Annotated in this window: 22 protein-coding genes and 1 pseudogene; 10 read left to right on the plus strand and 13 right to left on the minus strand. The window is 32.2% G+C overall.

Going from position 1 to position 25,957, the window contains the following annotated elements; all coding sequences use genetic code 11:
* Window positions 1-64 precede the first annotated feature (64 nt).
* Entirely contained in the window at window positions 65-586 is a 522-nt protein-coding gene (locus Q0505_RS03290; protein ID WP_299208748.1) for a hypothetical protein, read from the plus strand.
* Between the two features lie 213 nt (window positions 587-799).
* Window positions 800-2,572 (plus strand): DUF6119 family protein, encoded by a 1,773-nt coding sequence (locus tag Q0505_RS03295; protein ID WP_299208751.1) that lies wholly within the window; start codon window positions 800-802, stop codon window positions 2,570-2,572.
* Window positions 2,573-2,836: 264 nt separating this feature from the next.
* Here Q0505_RS03295 and Q0505_RS21395 read toward each other — a convergent pair.
* Both Q0505_RS21395 and Q0505_RS03310 read right to left on the minus strand, forming a co-directional pair.
* Window positions 2,837-3,969: pseudogene (locus Q0505_RS21395) on the minus strand (IS91 family transposase).
* Window positions 3,966-4,733: a tyrosine-type recombinase/integrase gene (locus Q0505_RS03310; protein ID WP_299208757.1), complete on the minus strand. Its 768-nt coding sequence runs from the start codon at window positions 4,731-4,733 to the stop codon at window positions 3,966-3,968. Before Q0505_RS03310 ends, Q0505_RS21395 begins: the two are co-directional and overlap by 4 nt.
* 553 nt (window positions 4,734-5,286) lie before the next feature.
* On the opposite strand from Q0505_RS03310, the gene Q0505_RS03315 reads away from it, so the two are divergent.
* Both Q0505_RS03315 and Q0505_RS03320 read left to right on the plus strand, forming a co-directional pair.
* Window positions 5,287-5,610 (plus strand): helix-turn-helix transcriptional regulator, encoded by a 324-nt coding sequence (locus Q0505_RS03315; protein WP_085766299.1) that lies wholly within the window; start codon window positions 5,287-5,289, stop codon window positions 5,608-5,610.
* Between the two features lie 5 nt (window positions 5,611-5,615).
* The gene (locus Q0505_RS03320; protein ID WP_299208761.1) at window positions 5,616-9,329 is read left to right on the plus strand and encodes a restriction endonuclease subunit S; all 3,714 of its coding nucleotides are present in this window, start codon (window positions 5,616-5,618) and stop codon (window positions 9,327-9,329) included.
* A 385-nt stretch (window positions 9,330-9,714) separates the two neighbouring features.
* Here the strand turns inward: Q0505_RS03320 and Q0505_RS03325 are convergent, their stop codons facing one another.
* The gene (locus tag Q0505_RS03325) at window positions 9,715-9,852 is read right to left on the minus strand and encodes a hypothetical protein (protein ID WP_299208764.1); all 138 of its coding nucleotides are present in this window, start codon (window positions 9,850-9,852) and stop codon (window positions 9,715-9,717) included.
* 111 nt (window positions 9,853-9,963) lie between these two features.
* Entirely contained in the window at window positions 9,964-10,941 is a 978-nt protein-coding gene (locus Q0505_RS03330) for an IS110 family transposase (RefSeq protein WP_299208766.1), read from the minus strand.
* A gap of 703 nt (window positions 10,942-11,644) precedes the next feature.
* Between Q0505_RS03330 and Q0505_RS03335 the strand changes: the two genes are divergently transcribed.
* On the plus strand, window positions 11,645-12,037 hold the full coding sequence (locus Q0505_RS03335) for a hypothetical protein (protein WP_299208769.1): 393 nt from the start codon (window positions 11,645-11,647) through the stop codon (window positions 12,035-12,037).
* Between the two features lie 136 nt (window positions 12,038-12,173).
* Here the strand turns inward: Q0505_RS03335 and Q0505_RS03340 are convergent, their stop codons facing one another.
* From Q0505_RS03340 to Q0505_RS03370, 7 genes are all read right to left on the minus strand, one after another.
* Complete coding sequence (locus Q0505_RS03340) at window positions 12,174-12,458, minus strand: DUF427 domain-containing protein (protein ID WP_299208772.1); 285 nt, start codon at window positions 12,456-12,458, stop codon at window positions 12,174-12,176.
* Between the two features lie 132 nt (window positions 12,459-12,590).
* Window positions 12,591-13,556: an L-histidine N(alpha)-methyltransferase gene (locus Q0505_RS03345; protein ID WP_299208775.1), complete on the minus strand. Its 966-nt coding sequence runs from the start codon at window positions 13,554-13,556 to the stop codon at window positions 12,591-12,593.
* A gap of 36 nt (window positions 13,557-13,592) precedes the next feature.
* Window positions 13,593-14,753, minus strand: a complete 1,161-nt coding sequence (gene egtB / locus Q0505_RS03350) for an ergothioneine biosynthesis protein EgtB (protein ID WP_299208778.1) — start codon at window positions 14,751-14,753, stop codon at window positions 13,593-13,595.
* A gap of 260 nt (window positions 14,754-15,013) precedes the next feature.
* Window positions 15,014-15,421: an energy transducer TonB gene (locus Q0505_RS03355; protein WP_299208781.1), complete on the minus strand. Its 408-nt coding sequence runs from the start codon at window positions 15,419-15,421 to the stop codon at window positions 15,014-15,016.
* Between the two features lie 31 nt (window positions 15,422-15,452).
* Window positions 15,453-16,277, minus strand: a complete 825-nt coding sequence (locus Q0505_RS03360; RefSeq protein ID WP_299208784.1) for a thymidylate synthase — start codon at window positions 16,275-16,277, stop codon at window positions 15,453-15,455.
* A gap of 296 nt (window positions 16,278-16,573) precedes the next feature.
* On the minus strand, window positions 16,574-16,795 hold the full coding sequence (locus Q0505_RS03365; protein ID WP_299208787.1) for a hypothetical protein: 222 nt from the start codon (window positions 16,793-16,795) through the stop codon (window positions 16,574-16,576).
* 92 nt (window positions 16,796-16,887) lie between these two features.
* On the minus strand, window positions 16,888-18,615 hold the full coding sequence (locus tag Q0505_RS03370) for a helix-turn-helix domain-containing protein (protein WP_299208789.1): 1,728 nt from the start codon (window positions 18,613-18,615) through the stop codon (window positions 16,888-16,890).
* A 406-nt stretch (window positions 18,616-19,021) separates the two neighbouring features.
* Between Q0505_RS03370 and Q0505_RS03375 the strand changes: the two genes are divergently transcribed.
* A complete protein-coding gene (locus Q0505_RS03375) occupies window positions 19,022-19,216 on the plus strand; it encodes a hypothetical protein (RefSeq protein WP_299208792.1) in 195 nt (64 codons plus the stop codon).
* Window positions 19,217-19,387: 171 nt separating this feature from the next.
* Here the strand turns inward: Q0505_RS03375 and Q0505_RS21400 are convergent, their stop codons facing one another.
* Window positions 19,388-19,612, minus strand: coding sequence for a class I lanthipeptide (locus Q0505_RS21400; protein ID WP_366519365.1), 225 nt, complete (start codon window positions 19,610-19,612; stop codon window positions 19,388-19,390).
* An 83-nt stretch (window positions 19,613-19,695) separates the two neighbouring features.
* A complete protein-coding gene (locus Q0505_RS03380) occupies window positions 19,696-21,432 on the minus strand; it encodes an AraC family transcriptional regulator (RefSeq protein WP_299208795.1) in 1,737 nt (578 codons plus the stop codon).
* Between the two features lie 339 nt (window positions 21,433-21,771).
* Here Q0505_RS03380 and Q0505_RS03385 point away from each other — a divergent pair, with 339 nt between their 5' ends.
* The 4 genes from Q0505_RS03385 (at window position 21,772) to Q0505_RS03400 (ending at window position 25,789) form a co-directional block, all read left to right on the plus strand.
* On the plus strand, window positions 21,772-21,960 hold the full coding sequence (locus tag Q0505_RS03385; protein ID WP_299208798.1) for a hypothetical protein: 189 nt from the start codon (window positions 21,772-21,774) through the stop codon (window positions 21,958-21,960).
* A gap of 85 nt (window positions 21,961-22,045) precedes the next feature.
* Window positions 22,046-23,602, plus strand: a complete 1,557-nt coding sequence (locus tag Q0505_RS03390) for a vitamin K epoxide reductase family protein (RefSeq protein ID WP_299208802.1) — start codon at window positions 22,046-22,048, stop codon at window positions 23,600-23,602.
* Between the two features lie 117 nt (window positions 23,603-23,719).
* A complete protein-coding gene (locus tag Q0505_RS03395; RefSeq protein ID WP_299208805.1) occupies window positions 23,720-25,441 on the plus strand; it encodes a tetratricopeptide repeat protein in 1,722 nt (573 codons plus the stop codon).
* A 174-nt stretch (window positions 25,442-25,615) separates the two neighbouring features.
* Window positions 25,616-25,789, plus strand: coding sequence for a class I lanthipeptide (locus Q0505_RS03400; protein ID WP_299208808.1), 174 nt, complete (start codon window positions 25,616-25,618; stop codon window positions 25,787-25,789).
* Window positions 25,790-25,957: the final 168 nt, after the last annotated feature.

A 25,957-nucleotide genomic window follows, 5' to 3' on the forward strand; every position in this document is an offset into this window, starting at 1 on the left:
CAGAATTCAAATTCATTCCTAGAGCAGCTTAGAAAAACTTATATTTAGAAAAATATTGGCAGTTTTGAGACAGACTGCCGTTATAGCCAATCTAAAAATGACCTATCCATTCGTTCCAAAATCTAATAAAAAAATAAGCTCGGGAGATTATTGGGTTACGAAACTATCTAACAAATCATATGCAGTTGGGGTTGTTATTGATGTGCCTCCATCGGATTTAAAACTGACTCGGGAAATCGTTATTGGACTTTTAGACTGGAATGGAAATGAGATTCCCAAGGAGGTGGATTTGATGAACTCAAAAATTCTAAAACAGGGACATGCGCATATTAAAACTATTAGTGAATACTCAAGTGGTATAATCGGAAATATTGATTTTACAAAATCCAGTATTGAACCTTTAATTTTGATTGGTTCATATGGTGCAAATAATCCGGAATGGAATCTAATGAAGGGTTATAAAATTGTTGGAGATTATAAAAAATCTGATAGAGAAAAATACGGCAAAGCTTCATACTGGGGATATGACTATCTGAACGAAATAGCAGAAAACGTGTTTGTGCTGAAAAATAAAGACTGGCTATAACAATGCCTATAATTAATACGGGTTTTGGGCTTTAAGCTAAGGTCTGTGTATATTTAGAAAGTCCGCCAAATCTTTTGGATTTGGCTTTTAAATAGAAAAATAAAAACAAACAAAAAGATTCGGCTAATCGCTTAAACGGAAACAAAAGTGCACTTTTATTCCCGTACTAATCATAGCCGAGACGTTAGCAATAATTATGAAAACAAACCGTAGATGACACAAAATCCTAAAATATATAGGATTGATAAAACACATCGACTTTTAAAAAAGTTGCCGACTTGTGAACTAATTATTGAAAAAATAATCAATACTTCATTTTCAAAATTAGGTATCAAAGGAACTTTCAACTCTGCTACTTTAAAACAAATCACCAAAGAAGAAATTACATACTTCCTCTATCTTTACGACTCGGACGAAACCGTTTCGGATTGGAAAGAATTTCTACCGACAGAATTGACAAAAAATGAGGGCTTTATTCAACAAAAATTATCTCTTGTTCTATTTGTAGAAACCGAATTCGACATCTTTTGCATAATAGGTGGCAACGCATTTCAAATAGTTCTTCCGTTCATAGATAAATCTTTTGGTTTAAACATTTACTCTAGAATTATGCAACCCGAATTTGACGAGATTGCATCAATAAAATCAAGAGGAATAACTGGTTCTAGAGCTGGTTTAAGTGAACAATTTAGAGATAATTATAAAATTATCGATTACATAAAATTTGGAAAGGTAACTCAAGAAATACACTTAAAATTAAGCCAAGAAACTACTGATTTACATTTTAGCTTTCTTAAAAATAAGGACAACGACAGAATTCAGATTTATGTTAGTAAAGCTTTCAAGATTAAAAAAAATGTAGATTTTGATGAACTACATCAAGTCATAAAGGAACTAGTTGTAATATCTGAACTTGCACCTTCAGATTATCTAGATTCGTACAAGGAAATTACAGACAGAAATTTAACTGATAATATTCTTCATCAAGAATTAATCACTCATTTATTCAATGATACCGAGAATCTTGGACGAAGGATATCAAACGCTCACAAATCTTTTCAACACGACTTTTGTAATCCAAATAACATTGAAAAATTCTATGAGGCTGACGAATTTAGACTAAAAGAAAAAACTGAAAACAATGGGTATACGGTTTTTAAAATAGTTTACGATAGAAATGAAATCTATGACGCAGTTTTAACACGAGCAGTAGAACGTTTTGGAGTTAACGACCGATTCAATTTTATGAATTTCGTTAGGAGTGTTTATGTAACTTGTTATCAAGATGGTAAACATTCAATAGGCTCAGGATTTTTATTTCATATTTCAACAGAATTTCCATACGATGGAACACCAATTTTTCTAGTAGACACAAAATGGTATAGACTTCAAGATACATTTGTAGAAGATTTAAAAACCAACACATCACACGTATTAAGAACTTACAAAGCACCAAAGAATATATTATCGGAACCTTGGGATAAGAATTTAATACGCAGAGAAGGAGATTATAATTTATTGTATAATAGTAAGCAGAATTATATAGTAATTGACACCATAATTGCAGACGGACTGGAATTATGTGATATATTATATTACGATAACAATAACATTTATTTAATTCACGTAAAATATGGATTTCAATCTAAAATACGTGAATTGACAAATCAAATTACAATTTCAGCAAGACGTTTAAGAGAAACTTTAGGAACAAAGAAAAAGCCTCTGCTCGAAAAAATATACAATAGCTTAATTGAGAAAAAACATAATATTGACAATTTAACATTAGATGAATTCAAATCCCTTTTTGAAAAGAGAATTACATTCGTTTTGGCTTTTAGTTCACATTTGAATTCCGACCTAATTGTTGAAAATAATATAGAAAAATATTCGTCTAACATCGCAAGGTATTCATTAATCCAGTGTTCTAGTGAAATGAGGGCATATTACTACGACTTACTGAATTATCAAATACCGAGAAAATAACTATTGCTAATAACTAAGTCTTCGGACTGTGCGTAGCACAAAGTCTGAAGATAGTGTTGACTAAACCGTATGCAGCTACTATGGGTTTTGCGTGAGATATATGGTGTGATTTTATAGGTGAGTAGACACCTATTTTAGGAAGATATGCGATACGATGAGGTGCTTTTAGCTCCTCTGTTCTGTTTGTTAGATGGTCTTTAGAGCATTTTAATATACTTGTTTTTAGTTTGCTGAAATTTGGACATAGATTACCCTTTACGTCTTTTACGCTTGTTTTGTTTTTTGTACATTGTTTTGTTTGGCTAGTTGTTCTATCCATCGTTTGGGAGGGCCTCTATTATCAAAAGTACAAAGCGTAACTAGCCTTCCTTTCTTACAAGATGGGCAAACTAAATGAAGGGATTCTTTTTTCTTTTTTAGCATCACTTTACCTAGTTGATCTTTCAAGGAGCATAGATATTTTGCTTTGCCTGTACTACTCAAAAATCCATAATGTCGTATGCGTACAAATCCTTTGGGTAAGATATGCATGGCAAAACGACGAATAAACTCATTGGCCTCTAGGGTGAGTATTTCTTGCTTACCATCCTTTTTGTAATTCTTAGTCTTAAAAGACACTTGAGATTCTGCTACTCTTACAATGCGATGGTTAGAAATAGCTACTTTATGAGTATATCTACCCAAGTATTCTACCACCGAACTTGCACTACCAAAAGGTTTCTTTGCATACACCACCCAATCTTTAGAAAACAAAGAGTCAAAAAGAGATGTATCTTTAATATCCTGCTTTCTCAGAGTAGCCACATACCTGGCTCTAAACACCTTGCTAAGTTCTTTGACAGGAAACAAAAATTGTTCTTACCTCTAGCATTTTTCCACTTCCCTTCTGTATCTACTCCTCCACAAGCTATAATACAATGCAAATGGGGATGTAAACTTAGATTTTGACCCCAAGTATGCAGTATAGCAATCATGCCAGGAGTAGCTCCCAAAAAACTTGGGTTAGCTCCAAAACTCTTAATCACAGACCAAGCAGTCTTAAATAAAGTAGTGTACACCAACTTGGGTTTCTTTAAAGCCAAAGGATGAAGCTCACTAGGTAAGGTAAAGACCAAATGATAATACCCCACAGGCAATAGATCTGATTCTCTAGCTTGTATCCATTGCTCTCGTTTATGCCCCTGACATTTAGGACAATGCCTGTTACGACAAGAGTTATAACTCAAATGTAATTTGCCACAAGTAAGGTCATTACATCGATCAATGTGTCCTCCCATCGCAGCTGTCCTGCATCTACTCAACGCAAAAAGGGTGCGAGACTGCCAAGCATTGAATCCTTTGTTTATGTAAGGGTAATGATCTCTTAATAGCAAACCCAGATCATACCTAGCCTTCAAGAGAGTGTATCTATACCATAAATCCTATCTAATGGAGAAAAAGCCTTCTCTTTGCCCAACTGACTCACATGAAGATAAATCATAGTCGTCTCGATAGCTGCGTGACCTAATAACTCTTTAAGGGAAACAATATCCAAGCCTTGTTCCAATAAATGGGTAGCATAACTATGACGAAGGCTATGGGTAGTGATTGCCTTATTGATACTACTAAGTTTTCTTGTCGTCTTTATAACCCATTGAACGCCACTCTCTGAATAAGGAAGTAAATTTCCCTGTCCATCTTTACGATAAAAAAGCCAGCGCTTAGGTTGCTCCACTCCTAAGTATATCTTAAGCCCCTTGCATAATAATACACCTAATGGAACATACCGATCTTTACGATCTTTACCTTGACGGATGTGAAGCATCTTTCTGTACAAATCAATATCCTGAATATCAATATTCAAGAGTTCAAACCGTCGTAATCCACAACCATAGAGCAAGCCAATAATCAAACGGTGTTTGAGAAGTTTAGGGGTAGAGAGAAAACGTTTTATCGCCTCTTGAGAAAGTACAACAGGTAATTTTTTAGAACGTTCTATTTGAGGAAGACTAATATGCTTGTCTACAATACCCAAAAGCTTATAAAGCGACCTAAGACCATAAACAGTATGTTTAAAGAAACTCTCTGATGGGGTTTTATGTTTGTTTTTAACATCGTGGGGATAGTCAAGTACTTGTTCAGTATCTAATTCGCTAGGACAACACTTAAAGTGTAATGCCATATGAGCCAAACAACGACCGTAGTTTATAACTGTACTATCGCTTTTGCCTGCTAGTTCATAATGACGTTTAAGTTTGTAATAGGAGCTATTAAATCCAGATACTTCAATACAGGCACGTTCAATGAGGGTACTACTTTTTTCATAATAGTGATTTTAATAATGAATACTTAAAGTAAGGTTTATTTGGATAACTTTGTAAAAGCTACCGACCTTGGGAGGTTTAGTTCAACAACGGCTATAATTCAGCGTGGCTTATGAACTATCTTGAAAAATTTATTACTTTAACAAACCTGATTTCTATGCGGACAAATCCTGCGGATTTATCCACGCCGAAATCATAGCCAAACACGTTGTACACAAGCTGAATCCAGCCGCACAGTCAAGCACATTTCATTTTTTTCGTGCCTCAAAAAATAAAAAGAGCTTGCCTTACCCCAACGCTGATAATAAGTTTTATAAAGATGATTTTTATATGTCAAAAAAATTGTTTACAGACTGAGGAATATATAACTTTGCCAAAATTGGGTAAAACAATAAAAAGTATAATAAACTAATGGCAAGTTTCGGAAACTACATAAAAACTCACCGAGAAGAAAAAGGCTGGAGTCAGACTGAATTCGGAGCGAAAGTCAAAATTAATACACCTGCTGTTAGTAAAATTGAGAATGACCATAAAAAGTTTCCAGTTGGCAAATTAAAATTACTCGCCCAATTATTTGAACTAGATTACAACCAAGTTAAAGACTTGTATTTTGCAGACAAATTTGCAAAAGAAGCTTTTGAATATAAATGTTCTGATAAAATTTTTAAAGTTGCAGAAGACCAATCAACTTATATCAAAGCAATAAACGCAAAACAAGGAAAATTAAAATTCTAATCGAGATGGATACAAAAAAACTCATACAAGTATTAGGATTTATACCTAAAGAAAATACTTCTGGAATTTTTCATAAAAACTATAACGGATATTCTATTGAAATTGATTTTGAAAAACAACAATTTGATTTCGGAAGTAAAATAATTGGAGGAAGAACAACAACTCAAAATTTTTCACAAACTGAAAATTGGGTTGTTTTAGAATGTATAGACAGATTACTAGAAAAAGGTTATAAACCAGAAAATATAATCTTAGAAAAAAAATACACAGTCGGACACGGAGCAAGCGGTGGTTGGCTAGATATTCTTGTTACTCGTAAAGATGGCTCTGCCTATTTAATGATAGAATGTAAGACTTGGGGAAAAGAATTTGAAAAAGAGTTTAAAAAAACCGAAACAAATGGCGGTCAGTTAATGACCTATTTTCAACAAGACAAGTCTGCTGATATTTTGATGCTATATGCTTCTAAACTGGACAAAAATAAAATTCAATTTAAAAATGAAATCATAAAAATTGAGGAACATTACAGACAAGCTGGAAATGTAGAAGATGTTTATGATAGATGGAATAAAGTAACGAATACCAACGGAATATTTGACGATTGGGTAAAACCTTATTTGTTTGAAAGTAAGAAACTAACCAAAAAGGATTTAAAACCGTTAAACGAAGAAGATAGCAAAAAAATATTTCACGAATTTTTATCTATTCTTAGAAAGCATTCTGTTTCAGACAAACCAAACGCATTTAATAAGATTTTTAATCTTTTTCTCGCTAAAATATTTGATGAAAAAAAGAGGGATGACAAGGAACTTGATTTTCAATGGAAAGAACATAAAGACAATGCAGTTGATTTTCAAATCAGACTTATAAACCTATACAAATCTGGGATGTATGACTTTTTGAAAAAAGAAGTTAGAGGAATTTCGGATGATATGTTTAGTTATAAAACTCAAAAAGAATTAGAAGAAAAAAAGAAACATATTTTATTATTCAATAAGGTTTACGATATAAAAGATGTTTTTGATGAAGAAACTTTTGAGGATAATCAAAAAGTATTAAAAGAAGTAGTTCAATTACTTCAAAAGTTTCAAATTCGTTATCCTAGAAAACAACAACATTTAAGTGATTTCTTTGAACGTCTTTTAACAACTGGTTTAAAACAAGAAGCTGGTCAGTTTTTTACGCCACCACCAATTACACGTTTCATAGTTCGCTCATTACCTATTTCTCAATACATAAAGAAACAGTTAAACCAATCAATTCCAGAACTTCCTGCTGTAATTGATTATAGTGTTGGTAGTGGTCACTTCTTAACCGAAGTAATGGAAGAATACCAACGTGTTATTGAAAATGACATTGATACCTCAAAGTTAGAAACTGATGATGCCGAAACAAACGTAAATGCTTGGAGAATTAACAAATACGACTGGGCAAGTAAATATGTGTATGGTATAGAAAAAGATTATCGTTTAGTAAAAGTTGCAAAAGTTGGTTGTTATTTTTACGGAGATGGTTTAGCACAAGTTATTCACGGAGATGGTTTGGATAGTTTTAAACATTCCAAAAGTTACAGAGGGCTTTTAAAGAAAAATGCAGAAAAACCTCAATTTTCGTTTATTGTTTCTAATCCGCCATATTCTGTAAGTTCTTTTAAAGGTGATTTGAAAAACGCTTCTGCTAATCAAGATTTTAAATTGTTTGACAGCCTAAGCGATAGAAGTTCTGAAATAGAATGTTTGTTTATTGAACGAACTAAACAATTACTAAAAACAGACGGAATTGCAGCTATAATATTACCAAGTTCTATTTTAAGTAATTCGGGTTTGTATTCACAAGCAAGAGAGATTATTTTAAAAGCTTTTGATATTATAGCCATTACAGAACTAGGCTCTGGTACTTTTATGGCAACTGGCACAAATACAGTTACTTTATTTTTAAAACGTAGAGAAGATACAATTGCTGAACAAGTAGAAAAATCTTTAGCTACATTCTTTACTAATCTTAAAGACATTACCATAAACGGTATTGAAAAACCAATAGATAAATATGTATCTCACGTTTGGGAAAACATTTCTTTTCAAGACTATAAAACTTTATTGAACAAAAAACCGAATGAAGCTATAAAGCAACACGAAATATATAATGAGTACAACAAAAAGATAAAAGCCAAGAGCGAAGAAAATAGATGGAGTAAAATACTAGAAATAGAAAAAGACAAATTACTTTATTTTATTCTAACATATAATCAAAAAGTTGTTTTAGTTAAAACAGGACAAAAAGCAAAAGAAAAACAGTTTCTAGGTTATGATTTTAGTAATCGCAGAGGAAATGAAGGTATGCACCCAATAAAGCGTAGCAAAACCATTGATGAATGCACACGGCTTTATGATATGAAAAGTTTCACTAACGAAAATAAAGCTAGCACCTATATTTATAGAGCATTTACAGAAAGTAAGTTCGATTTAGAAATTCCCGAAACGCTTCAAAAAAGTGTGAGCTATCAAAACTTAATTGATATGCTAACATTTGACCGAGCAGATTTTGAACAAAATATTTCGCTTACGGTAAAAAAAAAAGTAAAACTTCAGACTAAGTGGAATGTGTTCCCACTCAAAGAATTTGTTAATCTTCAAAATGGTTTTGCTTTCAAAAGTGCTGATTATGTTGAAAGTTCAAACGTTTTGAATTTTAGACAAGCAAATATTAGACTAAAAGGAGTATTAGATTTAGATTATAAAAAAACTTTTTTACCTGATAACTTTTCAGAAAAGTACAAAGATTTCATTTTAAAAGACGGAGATATTGTTATTGCAATGACTGATATGAATAGTGATTTAAATCTACTTGCAATTCCCACTATTTTTAAAAACACAAGCAAAACTACTTTTCTTTTGAACCAAAGGGTTGGTAAGTTTATTAATTTCAAACTTGATAAAATTATCCCTAGCTATCTAAATAGTATTTTAAAATCTGAAATTAGCAGAACTCAACTTAGAAACTTAGGTTTTGGAAGTGTTCAATTTAATTTATCTAAAACAGATTTACTTAATTTTAAAATACCACTTCCACCGTTAAATATTCAACAAAAAATAGTTGATGAAATTGAGGTTTTAGAAAAGCAAGAGCAAGATTTGCAAAATAAAATACTAAGGCATAAAGAACACATTAATAATTCTTTAGAAACTTTGCTTAATAAATCGACTAAGTCTGTACGATTAAGTGACACAGATATTTTTGAAACTAAAATTGGAAAAAGAGTTTTAAAAAGTGAAATAAGTAATCAAGGTAAATATCCCGTTTATAGTGCTAATGTTTTTCAACCTTTTGGATTTATAGATAAAGAATTTTTAACCGATTTTTCAACTTCTTCGGTAGTTTGGGGAATAGATGGTGATTGGATGGTAAATGTAATTCCTGCGAATAAACCATTTTACCCAACCGACCATTGTGGTTATTTAAGAATTAAACAACCAATTGCGAAAGCTAGATATATTGCATATTGTTTAGACAAAGAAGGACAACAAATTGGGTTTTCAAGAACAAAAAGAGCTTCAATAGATAGAATCGAAGGAATTAAAATCCCACTTCCTACAATGACAGAACAGGAAAAAGTGGATATTGAAATAGAAAAGTTAGAGAAAGAAATTACGGAATTTGAAAAACAAATAGCTGAAATTCCAATACAGAAAGAAACCATATTGAAAAAATATTTAGAATAAAACCAACGCAAGTTCAAGCACATTTAAAGTTTGCTCGTGCCTCGCAAATTTAAAAGAGCTTTCACGCCAACGCTGATTGACAAACTGAATGAAAAAAAGCCAGTGTACAATCGAGTAGACGGCTCCGCCCCTAATTAGGAACGGAGTGCGCCCCTGCCTGCCGGCAGGCAGGTCTCACACCACCGTACATACGGGTCTCGTATACGGCGGTTAGCAATCCATCTTTTCAATCGCTCTTTACACCAATCGAAACTATTTCCTAATTTATCAAATGGCTACACATTTTCTAGGGAATCGATCACCCAATAACGAAAACAAATGCTCCATTCGGCATTTCAGAAAGGATTACTTTCAGTCCTTCCTCACTTGTGAGACCTATGCAGTTTTACTGCAACTCATTTCCTGTGAGTACTATGACTTCTGCTGACTTCTCCATATAGTTACGCGTAACTTTGGAGACCTCCCCAGGTAAGAACATCTTCTTTCTCTCGATCCCTGCCAAATCTACTGTTTCGGTATTCACTTAAAAAAGTGTTTCGGACGTTGCAATGATGTGCTTACTTATCCAATCTTACAGCCTCGTATACAGTTCCTGCTTGGTTTACCCTGAGCATTCTAAGATAAAAACAAATTTTTAAGCAGCTAATTTCACAAAAGGTTCTTCTCTTTTTGCAACGGCAAAAATCCTTAGCACAATTTTGTTGGCAACAGCATTCTTTACATTCATGTGATGTTTTCCCTCTTCAATTTTTCTTTTGTAATAGGCCTTGATCTGGGGGTCGTGTTGTATGGCACTGATAGCTCCTTTTGTCAGCATTGCCTTCAATGATTTATCCCTTAAATAATGAGTTTTGGTTCTTCCCTTTACACTACTTCCCGATTGGTAAGGAAAAGGAGCAAGGCCGCAGTGACAGCTGAATTTTCTAGCGTTGCTAAACTTAATGAAGTTCTCTGTCTCAACGATGCATTTTATAGCAATTACTGGGCCCACACCAATTACCTTTGTGATCTTCTTGTAGCTGTCCTTTAGGTTCTCGTCTTGATTGATCAATTCCTGCATCTGGGCTTCAATGTTTTTGATACTTTTCTCAATGGATTTATATTGTTTGCTTTCTTCCCTGATCAGCATTTTTACATCAACCGACTTGTTAAGTATTTCATTAGCTTTCAAACTGTTTTGAATTTGAACAGATATTTTCACATAACGTTCTCTAGCTGTAACGAGCGCTTTAAGCGTACTCAATTTTTTTGATGGCAACTGGTAAGGAGCCAGCTTATGCTTGTTAGTAATGCTATACTCTGCAATGCGGTAAGCATCCTTAGTGTCAGTTTTGCCACGTTGAATTCCAAGAGATTTTTTGAGTTCTAAAGGATTAATAACATAGAACTGAAAATTATTTCTACTTAGACAATCTATCAAAATTGCACCATAATGCCCTGTGTGTTCTAAGGCAAATATGGCATGTTCATCAAATTTCTTAAGCCATTGATCAATGCTTTTCTTGGTATTATCAATGATCCCTCTTGATTCTACCTGAATACTTTGACTATTCAAAATACAATAATCTAGTGTGTCTTTTGAAATGTCAATACCTAAAACTAAATTTTTCATAACTTTGGATTAGCTATTAAAAACCTGAATAACCAATAGGTCTGTGTACTAACGCTATTAATAAGCCTACAAGCTTAACATTCTAAATGGTACCAAAACCTAAGAAGGGAAAGGACTGATGCTCAGCATAGACCATAATGTCTAAGAGTCGAAATAGTTCACCTTTTCCTTCTGGTTATTCAGAAATTTAATATGATTAAACTTCTTGTAAATATAGAAAGCTAAACTAATAGCGAAGTCGAAGAGTCAAGTACCGAGTTTTGTATTTGCCCTCCCGCCTGCTGGCTCATACGCTAAAAATGTCTACAAGACATTTTTTTAACGCTCTGCCCTCTTCAGTCCTATCCTCACGAATAGCAACCTTGCAGCTTACTAATGGTTCAAAGAGCCTGTCCTGAGCGATAGCCGAAGGAGTACCCCTGCCCATAAGGGACTTGTACCCTCTAAATGAATTATTTATCTTTCGATAAATAAAAGATGCCCATGCTGGGCACACACACCGTGTATAATTAATTGCTTGGTTTTAGCCAATTTACGAAAGCCCTCGCGGACTTTCTATCTGTGAATTATTTGCTAATTTTAGTGCATAAAACAAGCAACTAATTATACACAAACACGTTATGTGCAATAACTAAAGAATAATGCGCAGATATGATATAGAGATTGAATCCAATTAATTCATACTATAAATTAAAAATCCATTATGAAATGGAAAATAATTAAAGAACGTAAAAGGGAGTACGCTGACACATCATATTATCTAAAAGCGGAAAGAGATATCAAAGAAGGAACCCTTACCTTAGAAATTGACTGGATTGAAAATTTCATGTATGATTTATCAGTTAATTTACATACAAAAAATACGGGTCTGAAATCCATTTTCAAAAAGGTATCGAAGCGTTATATTTATGGTCATTTAGTTTCTTATAATGACCGTATTGAAAAATATGGACATCAAATAATGAGAATTACGGATGAATCGCCTATGAACAAATTCAAAAGGCTAGACTCACTTCAAAAAGATAGTGTCTTGAATTGGAGTTTGTTAGACAAACGTAATATAGAAATTAAAACAAAATTACCTCAGAAAATATAATTAGAGAAAAGTCACAAAACAAGGTGTAAAAATGCGTTAAAACATATTTTATACAAAACGTTATACCTTTATTAAGCTGTAGTTAAAGGTTATACAAACCGAAATAGTTCTCGACTGCGCTCTAACGGACAGTGCTTTATGACGCTACTACATCAACCCCTTTCCAAAAGGCAACACGATTTTTAATCCCTTTGGCGAGCTCGCTCACTTCAGGATAAAACCAAGCAGCATCTGCATTTTGCTTTCCGTTTACGTCTAATGTATAGTAATGTGCTTTTCCTTTCCAAGGGCAAACAGAATGCGTCTCACTTGGTTTATAAAATTCTTTTTTGATGCTTTCGTGTGGGAAATAATGATTTCCTTCTATCACTACAGTGTCCGTACTTTCTGCAATTACAGTATCATTCCAAATAGCTTTCATAGTATTTATTTATTTCTGCGGAGGTAGGGATTTTAGCTGCCTATCGCGATTAGTATTTTTAGATTTATTGTAAAGCGTGTACTTTTTTTCTGCTATTTCGAAAGGCTCAGAGAACCATTTCGCGAAAGCGTACTATTTCTTTTTAAAAATATAGTTTTTATAATATCCTTTACTATCAGTAAATTGATTTACTATCTGTAATCCTGATTCACTTGCTAGCCAGCTCACAATGTTGTCATCGTATTTTTGGCTAATTTCTGTATGAATAGTTTCCCATGCATTAAAAGGAACCTCTAGTTGTAATTTGTCAATCTTTACGAGTTGTTCTTTTTTGCTTACTAAATAGCTTTTTGCAGTCCCCGTTTCTGGATCATATACTTCCCAATGTAAAAATTGATCTACATCAAAATTGGCATTCAACTCATTATTAATTCTGTGTAATACATTTTTGTTAAAAGCAGCGGTAATTCCTTCTTTATCGTTATAGGCGTCCAGAATAGTTTGTGGATTTTTCTTTTGATCAAATCCCATAAAAAGTAAGTCGTCCGTATTCATCCCTTCTTGAATATGTGCTAAAAAGTCAATAGCTTGAGGATGTAATAAATTCCCTATGTTGGAACCTAAAAATAGGATTACTTTTTTGCGAGCCTTGTAAGAGGCGAGATCATCTAAAACTTCAAAATAAGTACCCTGTTGAGGTTTAATATCTATGTTAGGAATCTCTTGTTGGACACTTTCTTTTAAGCCGTCTAATACATTTTGACTGATATCAATAGGGAGGTATGAATAGTCAATTCCTTTTTCAGAGAGGTATTTTAATAATACTTTGGTTTTTTTTCCGTCTCCGGCGCCTAATTCGATAAGATCAAATCCGCTTTTTGCTTGAAACGCAACGCTGATATCTTCTTTTTGAGAAGCGATAATCTCGTATTCGCTATCGGTGAGATAGTAGGTAGGCATTGCCATAATATCCTGAAAAAGCTTATCTCCTTTTTTGTCATAAAAGTATTTTGATGACAATGATTTAGGAAATGAAGAGAGTCCTTTTGTAACATCTTTTTCAAATGTAGAGATATATTGTGTTGTTTTTGTAGTCATGTAATAGTGGTCGTAATTAGTAATTGAATCTTTCAGTTATTTGACAAGACGTAGTCCTGTAAATTGCCAGCGCACTCCTGTCTGAAAGAAATTGCGATACGTAGCGCGTGTGTGATTGTTTGATGTGGTTACAGATCCTCCTCGTAGTACTTTCTGATTGACCATAAATTTGCCATTGTATTCTCCTAGTGCACCAGGCGCTTTTGTATATCCAGGATACGGGAGATAGGCACTTTCTGTCCATTCCCAACGTTGTCCCCAATTAAAATGCGCTTGTGCTGCTTCCCATTCAAACTCCGTGGGGAGTCTCATTTCTTTCCATTGTGCAAAAGCAAAAGCTTCATAATAGGAGATATGAGATAAAGGTGCTTTAGGGTCTATTTTTTGCAATCCTTTAAAGGTATAGTGATGCCATTCATTATTGATGCGATGCCAATATAAAGGTGCTGTAATTTTTTGTGTTTGTACCCAATCCCAACCTTCAGCATGCCACATTAAAGTTTCTTGATAGCCGCCAGCTTCTATAAAAGCAATAAACTCTTCATTGGTGACTAATTTATTGGAGATTTGAAAATCGTGGAGATAGACTTTGTGTCTTCCTAGTTCATTATCGTAACAAAAATCAGTGCCTTGATATCCTATCTCATAAACACCTTCTGTAATCGTGATCCATTCTTGAGACTGAGATTCTATAGTGCCTTCTGAGAATGCGTTATCATACGTAGGCATTAAAGGATTATTTCCTAATATGTATTTAATATCGGTAAGTAGGAGTTCTTGATGTTGTTTTTCGTGATGGATTCCAATAGTGAGCAGTTTTGTAATTTCTTCATTGATCCCTACTTCGAGAAGTTCTACTAAGGCTTCTGTTACATAGTTACGGTAGGCATATACTTGTGCAACGGTAGGTCTTGAGAGATTTCCTCGGTCTGTGCGAACGACACGTTTTCCGATACTTTCATAATAACTATTAAATACAAAAGCAAAGTCATCACTAAAAAGAGTGTATCCAGATTTGTGATGTTTTAGTATAAATTCTTCAAAAAACCAAGTGGTATGTCCTAAGTGCCATTTAGGAGGTGATACGTCTACAATGGGTTGTACGACATAATCTTCCGTTTGTAGTGGAGCACAAATGGTTTCTGTATGGGCTCGCGTTTCTTTAAAGAAATCGAGTAGTGTTTGAGTTGTGATCATAGCAAAAGAGTGACCGTATATGGGTCACTCTCAAAGTTACTAATTTTATACGCTTTCGCGAAAGCGGACACACGTTAAGACATCGTTAAAAGTCTTTTGGAGTATGAATATGATCATTTAAGTCAAAAAATAAAAGTGACCTTACTATGGGTCACTTTTATAAGTTATACGCTTTCGCGAAAGCGAACTCATATTGACTGATATTTTTTAAAGAGGGTATTTGTTGAAAAAAAGAAAGAGGCAACAAATACATAGTATTTTTAAAATGTAAACGGAAGTTTGTATTTACGTACTTCTGGCGTTCCTCCAGAGTGTCCAGGTTTTACATCGGGCATAGACATAATTTTACGTTTGATCTCTGCTTGTAAATCTTTAGAGCCACCTTCCATACTTTTAATTTCTGGGCGTCCTTCTGTGTTTATAACCATATCTACCACTACACGAGTTCCGCTTTTATGTCCTGCTGGAAATTTAAAACCGCGTATCACGTGATTTGCTAATTTTTGTCTGAAGCAATTATTCTTTTGATTGATAGAGCCATCGCATCCTGGCCATGTAGGTGGTACTTCATTAATAGTAAGTGTGGTGGTACGTTTCATAGATACACCTTCTTGTGCAAAGGAAACAGCACTTGCTAATAGAAAAAGAATTAGGGTTACTTTCTTCATTTTTTGGGTTGCTTTTTAGTTTATTATTTTCTTATACTGCGACCGCTCCCTTAATATGTGGATGCGGATTGTAGTTTTCCAGAGTGAAGTCATCAAATTTGAAGCCAAAAATGTCTTTTACCTCAGGATTTATTTTTAAAGTGGGCAAAGTACGCAATTCTCTAGACAATTGTAGCTCCACTTGCTCAAAGTGATTACTGTAAATATGAGCATCACCAAAGGTGTGTATAAAATCTCCTGCTTCATACCCACACACTTGTGCCATCATCATCGTAAGTAGGGCATAACTAGCGATATTAAAAGGAACGCCTAAAAAGATATCGGCAGAGCGTTGATAGAGTTGGCAACTCAGTTTTCCATCGGCTACATAAAACTGAAAAAAGGCGTGGCATGGTGGTAGTGCTGCTTTCCCATTGGCTACATTTTCAGAAAATGATTTTGAGGTATCAGGAAGTACTCCCGGATTCCAGGCACTTACAAGCATACGTCTGCTGTTTGGATTGGTTTTGAGGGTCTCAATAATCTCTGCGATTTGATCGATTTCTTCACCATTCCAACTGCGCCATTGGTGACCATATACGGGTCCTAAATCACCATTTTCATCTGCCCAATCATTCCAGATACGTACGCCATTTTCTTGCAGGTATTTTATATTGGTATCTCCATTAAGGAACCAGAGGAGTTCGTGAATGATTGATTTTAAGTGAAGTTTTTTTGTGGTGACCATTGGGAAGCCTTCAGCGAGGTCAAAGCGCATTTGATACCCAAAAACACTCTTGGTTCCTGTGCCTGTACGGTCTCCTTTTTCATTTCCGTTTTCGAGTACGTGTTTTATAAGGTCGTGGTATTGCTTCATGATAATTTTCTGCGTATGCAACTATTTTTCATTCCCACGTTATGTGGAAATCTCAATTATAATTCTAATATAAGCTCTTTTACTTTAATGAGCTCTCTATGTTTTTGCTTTCATACTTGAGTAGTTTACTATAAATTTCACTGGCGTGAAAGCAAAAAATAACTCTTTCAAAAAGTGCTCTAAAGTAAAAACACCTTCCGAGTTTTACAACGGAAGGTGTCTGTAGTTATTATAGAGTTGTTAACTAGGATTTTGATATTAAATTGATATCTGCTCTTGTAGTTTAAAAAGATATATTAACATCCTTCCTGATTACCAGCACTAGGGCAGTTTTTATCATGTGTAAAACAATTAGAGGATAGTCCTGGACATTGCTGTCCATCAAATGGATTTTTAGATTTAAGCGTTTCACAAGTATTGCAGCTATTATCTGTACCTCCCATGATATAGGCGGGATTTGTTACTAATTTTGAAATTACTAGCTTATTGAGTTCAAGGGCTTTTTTTGATTTTTTCATAATATCTTGTATTAAATTAATTTTGATAAATCTAAGTATTATAAGCCTTGGAATAGTAAATGTATGTTATGTAATAGTCGAAATTCTTAGAATTACGACTTAATTTTTTCTACTTTCTCAAGACTTCTAATATAGTAAGAGGGTCTAATTCCCGTTTTATTTTTAAATGCCCTTGCAAATGATTCTGGCGTATTAAAACCTGCTTCTTCACTTATGGTTTTGATGGTGTATTTTTTTAACTGAGCATTCTCTTTTAACTCTTTCAAAATGTAATCAATTCTAAGATGATTTATATAATTTACAAAGGACTTACCTTTATAAGCACTAATAATTTTGGGAAGATATTTTGTGTTAGTAGCACACTTTTTTGCCAAAATTGTTAGTGTAATATCTTTTTGCAGAAATCCTTTTTTTCCTTCAAATTGATTTAATTTATTTATTACTCCAGTAATAGTAGCTTCATCCACACCATCTAGTAATGTCTTTTCTTTAATTGACGAATTAGGCTTTGAAATTATTTTTGCGCTCTGGTTATCCAGTTCTAAAACAATTTTATTGAATCGATTTTTTTGTTTTTTATAGTTACTAAATTGTAGTAAGAATAATATGATTAGGAATAATATAAAGATGATCAAATAAATAGATCTTGTAGTAAGCGTTGTTGTTTCAAGTTCCAGTTTTTTGATAATATTTTCTTTACTTTTTAGCAGTTGAGGAGTATCAAAATCAGAGTAAAGCATATCAATAGTGTTTATTTTTCGACTAGAAATGGTTGTTCTGATTTGATATAACTTATTAATAATATCGAGTTGTTTTTTTAAATCTCCTTTTTCTTCATAATAATTAATAAGAAATTCATAGGCATCTATTGTACTAGGTATAATAGCATTTTGTTCAGATACTAATGAATCAACCTTTATGAAGTATTTTTTTGCTGTTTCATTATTGCTGTATGCTGCTATCTGTATTTTTCCTAGATATAATTGGGCTAGGATATAATATCCTTGACTCTCAATAGTAATATCTATTTGTGAAGATCCTTTTTTTATTAGTTTTTCTGAGTCGGGATAATTGTTTTTATAGAAAAGGTTAATCCCTTCATTTATAGTTATAATATCTCCATAAAGAGGGCGGTCTCTATTTGCTCTGTCTATAATAGTATTGTAATAATACGTTGCAGAATCGTGTTTCTTATTATAGCGCATAGACCTTGCAAGGCTCAGTGTAGTGCTTATTTGTCCAATGGTATCATTTTTCAGGACTTCATAAGCAAAACATTTTTTGTATAAAGTTAATGCCTCTTCATGTTTTCCTATACTCTCTTTTATTTTAGCAATATTGTTAAATAGAATATATTCCTCGTTCTTATCGTTATACTTTTCGGCTATTTTTAATGCTTTGATATAATTTTTGAGTGCCAACTCATAATCAAAAAAGCCATCATAAACGGTACCTGCATAGGTATATGTAGAATACATTTCTTTTTCTTCTACATTTTTTTCTTCTAGGAGTGCTTTTTTAACGTGATATAGTTTCTTGTCTTTATCATCGCTTAGATATGAAAGAAAAGTATGTCCATTTATTTTTCTTAGGCTATTATTTTCATGGATAGCTTTAGCTAAAAATGTATGTAGATAGACTCTTGCAGTGATCGTATCCTTTAGATTTTGTTGAGCTTTATCAAATAAAAATTGATAGCTTTTATCTTTTAAAGAATCTGGAATTACAAATTTTTTTTCTTGAGCAAAGATATTTTGCGAGATAAACACTATAAAAAATATGTACAAGTAAAGTGACCTCTGCGTCAATAAATAAATCATTAATTAGTGTTTTTTGAAAAATAAGTAATTTATTTAATAGAGTCTGTTAGTGTTTTCACAATAAGTAAAGTATATATGTACACTATTTCTAGAAGATGTTACAAAGGCGTTATAATGCACTAACAGTAAGTCAGTTATATTTTTATCTTCTTTTTTCAATTCTTAGAATTACGACTTTGAATTCTTAGAATCTCGAATACCTTTCCTTTTCCTTGTTGAAAAAATCTTTCATATTTGACTTGTTCAACACTTACATATTATAAGAATAAACGGTGTTTAAATCTAACATTTAAGTTTGATGCTATCGTTTGGTGGTTAACCAGATTTATTTGATTAAATTTTTTAATGAGACATAGCTGTGAGTGTCTTAAAATGTTCACAAATAATAATCTATAAAATTTAATTTATGAAAAACAAAATGTTAAACCTTGGAAAAGCTTTAAGTAGCGCAGAGCAAAAAGAAATTAATGGAGGGTTTTCTGGAGTAAGACCTAATTCTTGTAGTTTTCATACCCAAAGGTATCAGTGTCTTGCTGACCCAAGATGTGCTTGGAATGGTACCTCTTGTTACACAGATGTACCTTATATAGAGGATATTTAAATCCAAATAATATCTTTCTATTATAAAGCTTTAAAAAAAATTAAAGTTTTTAATTTGTTTGGCGGGCTAGGATTAGCCCGCCTTTTTAATATATGCTTGATACGCTTTCGCGAAAGCGAACTCTTTCTGCATACAAATATGTTTTTGTTATTGTAGAGTAATTAATTACTATTAGCAATTATTTTCAGTGTGGAAATTGGTATCACAAGAAAGACAAGACTTACAGCTAAAGTAATAGGTTTCGCAAGTAAGTGTCCCTGTTGGGCAGTCATTACGGTCAGAATTAGTGTTAGCTGGTATATCAATTTTATGAGCCCCTCCATTGATAAGAGTTGAGCTATTTAATTTTGATATGACAAGTTTGTTTAGACTTAGTTTTCTTTTTGATTTTTTCATAATGATTTCACTTTTAGTTTATTTATGGTTAATGCGAATTATATACTACTATAGTAGTTATTTGTATCCAATTTTTTTAAATTTTAAGACTGTTGATCAATAGTAGGGTCATTTTTTAGTTTCTTCAAATAAAAAGAAGGTCTTATACCTGTTTTCTTTTTAAAAGCAGTGGCGAAGGATTCGGCGGTGTTAAAACCAGCTTCTTCACTAATACTTTTTATCGTATATCGTTCTAGTTTTGGGTTTTCTTTTAATTCTTTTAAAATATAAATAATTCTAAGGTCATTTATATAGTTAATGAATGACTTACCCTTGTGGGTGTTAATGATTTTAGAGAGGTATTTTGTGTTTGTGTTACATTTTTTTGCTAATAAATGCACGTTAATCTCTGTTTTTAAAAACTCATTCTTTGATTCAAAATTCTTTAATTTTTTTAATACATAGTCAATAACTTCCTCATCAATATTTAGTTTTTGAATAGGTGTAGATGGAATTGTTTTTTTTGAGCGAGCTGTATCTATAGCTGCTTCATTGTTAAGGTTTTTTATGATTGAATTGTATATTTTTATTTGTTTTTTATATCTGATGTATTGAATAATAAATATGAGTATTAGCACAAAAATAAATAGACTAGCATACGCAGTGGTTAGGCTGGTTTTATTTTCTAGTTTATCTATTAACTCTTGTTTGTTTTTTAATAATTGTGGTTTATCAAAATCTGCAAATAACAAATCTGTTGTTTTTAAATTTCTTGAGGAAATGATTGTTTTTAATTTTAAATACTTATTAGTAATGTCAAGTTGGTTTTTAAAATCTTCTTTGTTTTTATAATATGTTTTAAGGAAATCGTAACCAATACTAGCTTCTGGTATGATAAGCTGTGTTTTGTCAAGGATAGAATCTACTTTTAAATAGTAGGATTTTGCTTTTTCAATATCGTCATATTGGAGCTGTTGTATCTTTCCAAGATATATTTGTGACAAGATATAGTAGGATTGATTTTCTGGATATATTTCTAATGTAGATGACCCGTTTATTAAAAGTCTTTCAGATTCGACATATTCTTTTTTAAAGAAGGTATTAATTCCTTCGTTAATAGTTAGAATTTTACCGTAATTAGGAAATTTTTGATACGCTATTTTTATTATCGAATTGTAATAATAAGAGGCAGAATCATATTTTTTGTTATTACGAAGTGATTCGGAAACGTTTATAATATTTATAATTTTTTTGATAGTGTCATTAGGGTGTTTTTTATTACCATAATTTAAAGATTTTTTATAAAGAGCTAATGCTTCATCGTGTTTACCTATACTCTCTTTTACTTTGGCAATATTAGTATACAAAATATATGTATACACCTCAATATCAAATTTTTCAGAAAATTGTAGTGCTTTTATATAGTAGGTTAACGCTTTTTCATACTCATAATAATTACTGTATACATATCCTATATTAAGATAAACAGGAATAAGTTCAACATCTTCAATACCTTCTCCTTCTAAAATTGCACTCTCTATAAGTTTAAGTTTTTTCCCTTTATCTTTCTCAAAAGCAGAAAGGGTATTATATGATATTGCCTTTATTTGTTTATTATTTTCAATGGTTGCTTTTGTAAGTGCACTATTCAGGTATATGAGAGAGGAGAGGGTGTCTTTATAATTTTTACGTAAACGGCCAAATAGATATTCATACGTTTTATCTGCTAATGAGTCTGGAATTACAAAACTATTTTTCTCTTGGGCTACAGTAATGGTCGTTAAACAAAAAAAACACAGGATAGTAAGTTGTCTTTTTATAACTTTTAAGGAGGAGTTCATTATAAATAGAATTTTACTGAAAGTAATCAATTTAAATTTAAGCAAATTCATTCCTTTTATCAAAGTTCGTTTTTCTTCTACATGTAAAACTCCATATTCATTAAGAGTTTAATTTTTTTAAAATGAACGGTTTATCCTTCTTCAAATTCACTGAATTTCGACTTCAAATTCACTGAATTTCGATCTTATATTTTTGTGTGAGCATAAAAAAAGAATAAACTTTGGATTGATCGTCATTATCAAAACTACGGATATAATAGACGGTTCATTCAACGAAATTTTATGCGGAAACCGAAAAGCATTTCATAGAGTAGGTACTATTTAATTAATTATTTTATTATGAAAATAAGTTTTAAAAATGTTCAAAACGAACTAAGCAGAGAAGAGTTAAAATCACTCTCTGGAGGAAGAGCTACGATGCACGGAACTGCAAGGTGTTGCTGGATTGCCCATCCTTCTAGTTGTAGTGTTTGTGTGCCAGATCATGAACATTATTGTGAGGAAGGGGCTAAATTAGAGCATTGTTAATAGGCTATTCAACTAGAGCGAGGTACATGCTTGCTCTAGTTTTGTACTATAGAATTTGGTTTTCAGCTTTTTTAAAAAGATACCTATGAGCTTAGCATTAAAATATATATACGATTATCTTAAAAATGAAGATATCCACTATGATGAAAAGGAGTTTTCATTTCAAGTCCAATCTAATCCTCATTTCCCATCGCTTTTGTCTGTTGTAGAAACACTTACTTTTTTTAAAGTTCCTAATAAAATATTCAAATTATCTTTTGAACAAATAATGTTGCTTCCAGATTGTTTTGTATCTGTTCTTAAAAAAGCTAATGGAGAAGAGCATCCCTTTTTAATTAAAAAAAAAGAAAACTCGTTTGTTATTATTGATGAAACTCAAAAGGAAACATTAACATTAAATAATTTAAAAGTTAGATGGACAGGGTTTATTCTTTTATTAGATCAGCCTATTTTAAAAGAACGTAATTCTAATAAGGGATTTGATCTTAAAATTCCTTTATCGATACTTCTATTATGTTCATTTTACATTGTACTATCCACTACAATTACGGACCTTAAATTTCTTCCTTTTTTTATATTACCTATTTTAGGCTTACTAGCTTCCATGCTTATTTTGAAAGACCTATTTTCAATTGATAATCAAATATTAAATAAGTTTTGTGAAACAGGTAGTACAAGGAGTTGCCAAAAAGTTGTAAATAAGACATCTTTTAAAGGAATAAAGCTAAGTGATGTATGTTTTGTTTTTTTCTCATTTCAATTAATAAGTTCTCTATTAATAATTTTAACAGGCAATACTCAAGAGCTCTTTTCTTTCTTTTATATAATAGGGTTTTCTACTATTCCAGTTATTTTATACTCGATTTACCATCAAAAATTTATTAGTAAAAACTGGTGTCCCTTATGTTTGACAATTAGTAGTATTTTAATAATAGAGCTGTTATATATCCATTTTTCAATATCTATTTTTCAAATTTCTCTATCACTTATTCCTTTTCTATTCATAAGTGCTTTAGTCTCTTGTATAGGATGGTATTTCTTAAAGAATTTACTAACTACTAAAAAAAAGTTAACAGAATCACAGGTGATAACTAACAGGTTGGTTCGTAATTATAAATTATTTAAAAATACATTGTTCGCAAATCCACCTATTGATGAGTATACTAGCGAAATACAGCTAGGCGACAAAAATGCACGTCTCGTTTTGACAGCAATTATAAGCCCTTATTGTGGCCCTTGTGAAACGATGTTTAAAGCAATTGAGAATATCTTAGATACGTATGATAAAGACATAAGGATAGATCTTATCATAAAAAGATCAGAAGCTTCATTGAGCAGTGAAGAAACAAATACTTTTTTTAAAAATTTATTAGCTATATATTTCAACAAAGGCGAAGCTCCTTTTTTAAACGCAATGTCTTCATGGTTTTCTGTAAAAGATGAGACTATCTGGAATGAAAAACACACATCTCATTACGATCCAACAAGTATTGAAAGCGTGTATAAAAACCAACATGCGTATTGCCAAAAAAATAATATTAATTATACGCCAACACTATTCGTAAATGGATATGAGTATCCAAACATGTATGAGCATTCGGATATTATTTATTTTTTAGGTGCTTTACTTGATGATATGTAATATACGCTTTCGCGAAAGCATATATTCCTCAAATAAAATTAGTTATTCCCTTTGTTTCAGAGGAATATCTTAAAAGGAATCCTTATTTTTAGGTCTCTCAACCGACTTAAAAGTTTTATGATCAACTTCCCCCTGATACATAAAAGCTATCTAGGTAGCTTATGTACACTTATTGTTTTAGTATTGAGCTCAGGATATACTGCGTTTGCACAAGGGTCAGGCATATCTAATTTAAAAAAGAAAACCAATACAGAGCTTATTCATGAAATTGTAGAGACTGCTGTCAAAGATCATAAAGTCTACGAACAAGAGTTGCTTAGAAGGTCAGGTACTGATATAGAAAAAGCAGCATTTTATATAGAACTAGGTCGTGTATTCTTAGCACAAGACAATTATGAGCTATGCACTTATTACTTAAAAAAAGGGATTGCTTATGCTGAATCAGCCAAGGATACTCAAAAGCTTATTAGAATATACACCTTATTAGGTAATTCAGAATTGATCGCTTGGCATAACCAAGAAGCTTTGGATGCTTATTATAAAGTATTAGAGATTACTCAAAAGCAAGGAGATGTTGATCATAGAGCTGTTATTATACATCCAAATATTGCCATCATTAGACGTAGAATGAAGCAATTTGATCAAGCGCTAGAAGCGTGTAATAAGGCACTTGCTATTATACCTTACACAGAATATAATAATCAACGTGATCATGTTAATTTGTTGACGATAGTCTCAGAAGTGCATTTAGATTTACAACACTATGATACTGTTTTAAAATACGTAGATCAAGGACTTTCTATAAGTAATACGTTAGGATATAAGGATGGGCTGATAGATTTGTATACAAAAAAAGGCGCTGTTTATTTTTATAAACAAGATTATGAGCAGTCAATACAATATTTAAAAACCGCAGATCGAATTTTTAAAGAGAGTACTATAAAAAGTAAAACTTTTAGTATTAATATCAATTATTATCTAGCAAGTTGTTATGCTGCTCAAAAAGAATATGAAAAGGCAATCAATCAATTACAACAAATCACAGATATTACGGATACTGATGAACGTAAAAATTATACACGTTTGGTAGATGCTTATGAGTTAATGGCTTTTTCGTATGGAGAGTTGGGTGATGATAAGAACTCTTCAGACTGGTATCGTAAATACGGAGAGTTGTATAAGAAATACCAAGAACGCAAAGATGAAGTTGTCAATACTATTTATGAAAAAGATACCAGTATTTTAGGGAAACAAATAGAAACGCTTGAAGACCAAAAAGCAAAGGAAAAGAGAACTGCTATTTACTTTTTTATCCTTTTTGTAGCAGTCTCAGGAGTTTGTGTTTTTATATTATATAGATATAAAAAAAAGCAGCAAAGCAATAAGGAATCCTTTGACAAACTTCTAAAAAAAATAAACCAACTTGAAAAATCTTCAGAAGAACAATCAAAACATAAAGAACCAACTCGTGAAGTTATTATTGATGATCAAAAAGTAACAGAGATTCTTAAAGGTCTTAAACGCCTGGAACGGCAAGAGTTCTTTTTAAATACAGATTGTAGCTTGCGATCTATGGCAAAAAAAGTAAAAACAAATGCGACTTATTTATCTAAAATCATAAACACACACAAAGGAGTTACCTATAACGATTATATTAATAACCTCCGTATAGATTATGCGGTCAACCGTATCAAAAGTGATAAGAAGTTCCGATCTTTTTCTATAAAGTCTATTGCTACAGAGCTAGGTTATAAAAGTGATTACTCGTTTGCAAAGCACTTTAAGTCCAAAACAGGGATTAATCCATCGTATTATATAAAGCGTATAGAAGAAATTTAAGTGTGTAGATTATCAGTTATTTATCTAAAATTATAGAACCCTATTTTAAACAATTTAGGGGTTGTGTATTATGTTTCTACAAGGAATGCAATTACATTTAGGGATTGCCAAAAATCAATATTTATATAGTTTTTGGCCTATAAATAGTATTAATTTTTTTTAAAAAGTGTTTACATGAAAAAACAACTGAAGAAAGCAATAAGCCTTAATAAACTTACGATTGCTAGAATACAAGTAAACAAGATGAACCATATTCATGGAGGAGATTGTATTCCTACGAGTCATTGTCACGGAGGTGAAGATGGATTTTCAGATATGTCTTGTGGTCCTACAATGGATATTCCATAGAATGTAGTGCGCTAAATACCTAACGTTATCAATTTTTGATAGCGTTTTTTTATACCCTATTTTAAAGAATATAGGGTAATACTATTTTGTAAATAACTGTTAGTTAGGTATTTTCAAGTTAGAATTAAAATAATAATGTGTTTAATTCTAATATAAGGGAAAACCGAA

Origin of the sequence: uncultured Dokdonia sp., from assembly GCF_937910895.1 — a bacterium.
In the GTDB taxonomy this organism is placed as follows: Bacteria; Bacteroidota; Bacteroidia; order Flavobacteriales; family Flavobacteriaceae; genus Dokdonia.

Bases quoted from the DNA above. Each gene is read 5' to 3' on its own strand.
- Q0505_RS03295 (WP_299208751.1), top strand. From the start codon at position 800: ATGACACAAAATCCTAAAATATATAGGATTGATAAAACACATCGACTT.
- Q0505_RS03310 (WP_299208757.1), bottom strand. From the start codon at position 4,733: ATGGCATTACACTTTAAGTGTTGTCCTAGCGAATTAGATACTGAACAA.
- Q0505_RS03315 (WP_085766299.1), top strand. From the start codon at position 5,287: ATGGCAAGTTTCGGAAACTACATAAAAACTCACCGAGAAGAAAAAGGC.
- Q0505_RS03320 (WP_299208761.1), top strand. From the start codon at position 5,616: ATGGATACAAAAAAACTCATACAAGTATTAGGATTTATACCTAAAGAA.
- Q0505_RS03330 (WP_299208766.1), bottom strand. From the start codon at position 10,941: ATGAAAAATTTAGTTTTAGGTATTGACATTTCAAAAGACACACTAGAT.
- Q0505_RS03335 (WP_299208769.1), top strand. From the start codon at position 11,645: ATGAAATGGAAAATAATTAAAGAACGTAAAAGGGAGTACGCTGACACA.
- Q0505_RS03340 (WP_299208772.1), bottom strand. From the start codon at position 12,458: ATGAAAGCTATTTGGAATGATACTGTAATTGCAGAAAGTACGGACACT.
- Q0505_RS03345 (WP_299208775.1), bottom strand. From the start codon at position 13,556: ATGACTACAAAAACAACACAATATATCTCTACATTTGAAAAAGATGTT.
- egtB (WP_299208778.1), bottom strand. From the start codon at position 14,753: ATGATCACAACTCAAACACTACTCGATTTCTTTAAAGAAACGCGAGCC.
- Q0505_RS03355 (WP_299208781.1), bottom strand. From the start codon at position 15,421: ATGAAGAAAGTAACCCTAATTCTTTTTCTATTAGCAAGTGCTGTTTCC.
- Q0505_RS03360 (WP_299208784.1), bottom strand. From the start codon at position 16,277: ATGAAGCAATACCACGACCTTATAAAACACGTACTCGAAAACGGAAAT.
- Q0505_RS03365 (WP_299208787.1), bottom strand. From the start codon at position 16,795: ATGAAAAAATCAAAAAAAGCCCTTGAACTCAATAAGCTAGTAATTTCA.
- Q0505_RS03370 (WP_299208789.1), bottom strand. From the start codon at position 18,615: ATGATTTATTTATTGACGCAGAGGTCACTTTACTTGTACATATTTTTT.
- Q0505_RS03375 (WP_299208792.1), top strand. From the start codon at position 19,022: ATGAAAAACAAAATGTTAAACCTTGGAAAAGCTTTAAGTAGCGCAGAG.
- Q0505_RS21400 (WP_366519365.1), bottom strand. From the start codon at position 19,612: ATGAAAAAATCAAAAAGAAAACTAAGTCTAAACAAACTTGTCATATCA.
- Q0505_RS03380 (WP_299208795.1), bottom strand. From the start codon at position 21,432: ATGAACTCCTCCTTAAAAGTTATAAAAAGACAACTTACTATCCTGTGT.
- Q0505_RS03385 (WP_299208798.1), top strand. From the start codon at position 21,772: ATGAAAATAAGTTTTAAAAATGTTCAAAACGAACTAAGCAGAGAAGAG.
- Q0505_RS03390 (WP_299208802.1), top strand. From the start codon at position 22,046: ATGAGCTTAGCATTAAAATATATATACGATTATCTTAAAAATGAAGAT.
- Q0505_RS03395 (WP_299208805.1), top strand. From the start codon at position 23,720: ATGATCAACTTCCCCCTGATACATAAAAGCTATCTAGGTAGCTTATGT.
- Q0505_RS03400 (WP_299208808.1), top strand. From the start codon at position 25,616: ATGAAAAAACAACTGAAGAAAGCAATAAGCCTTAATAAACTTACGATT.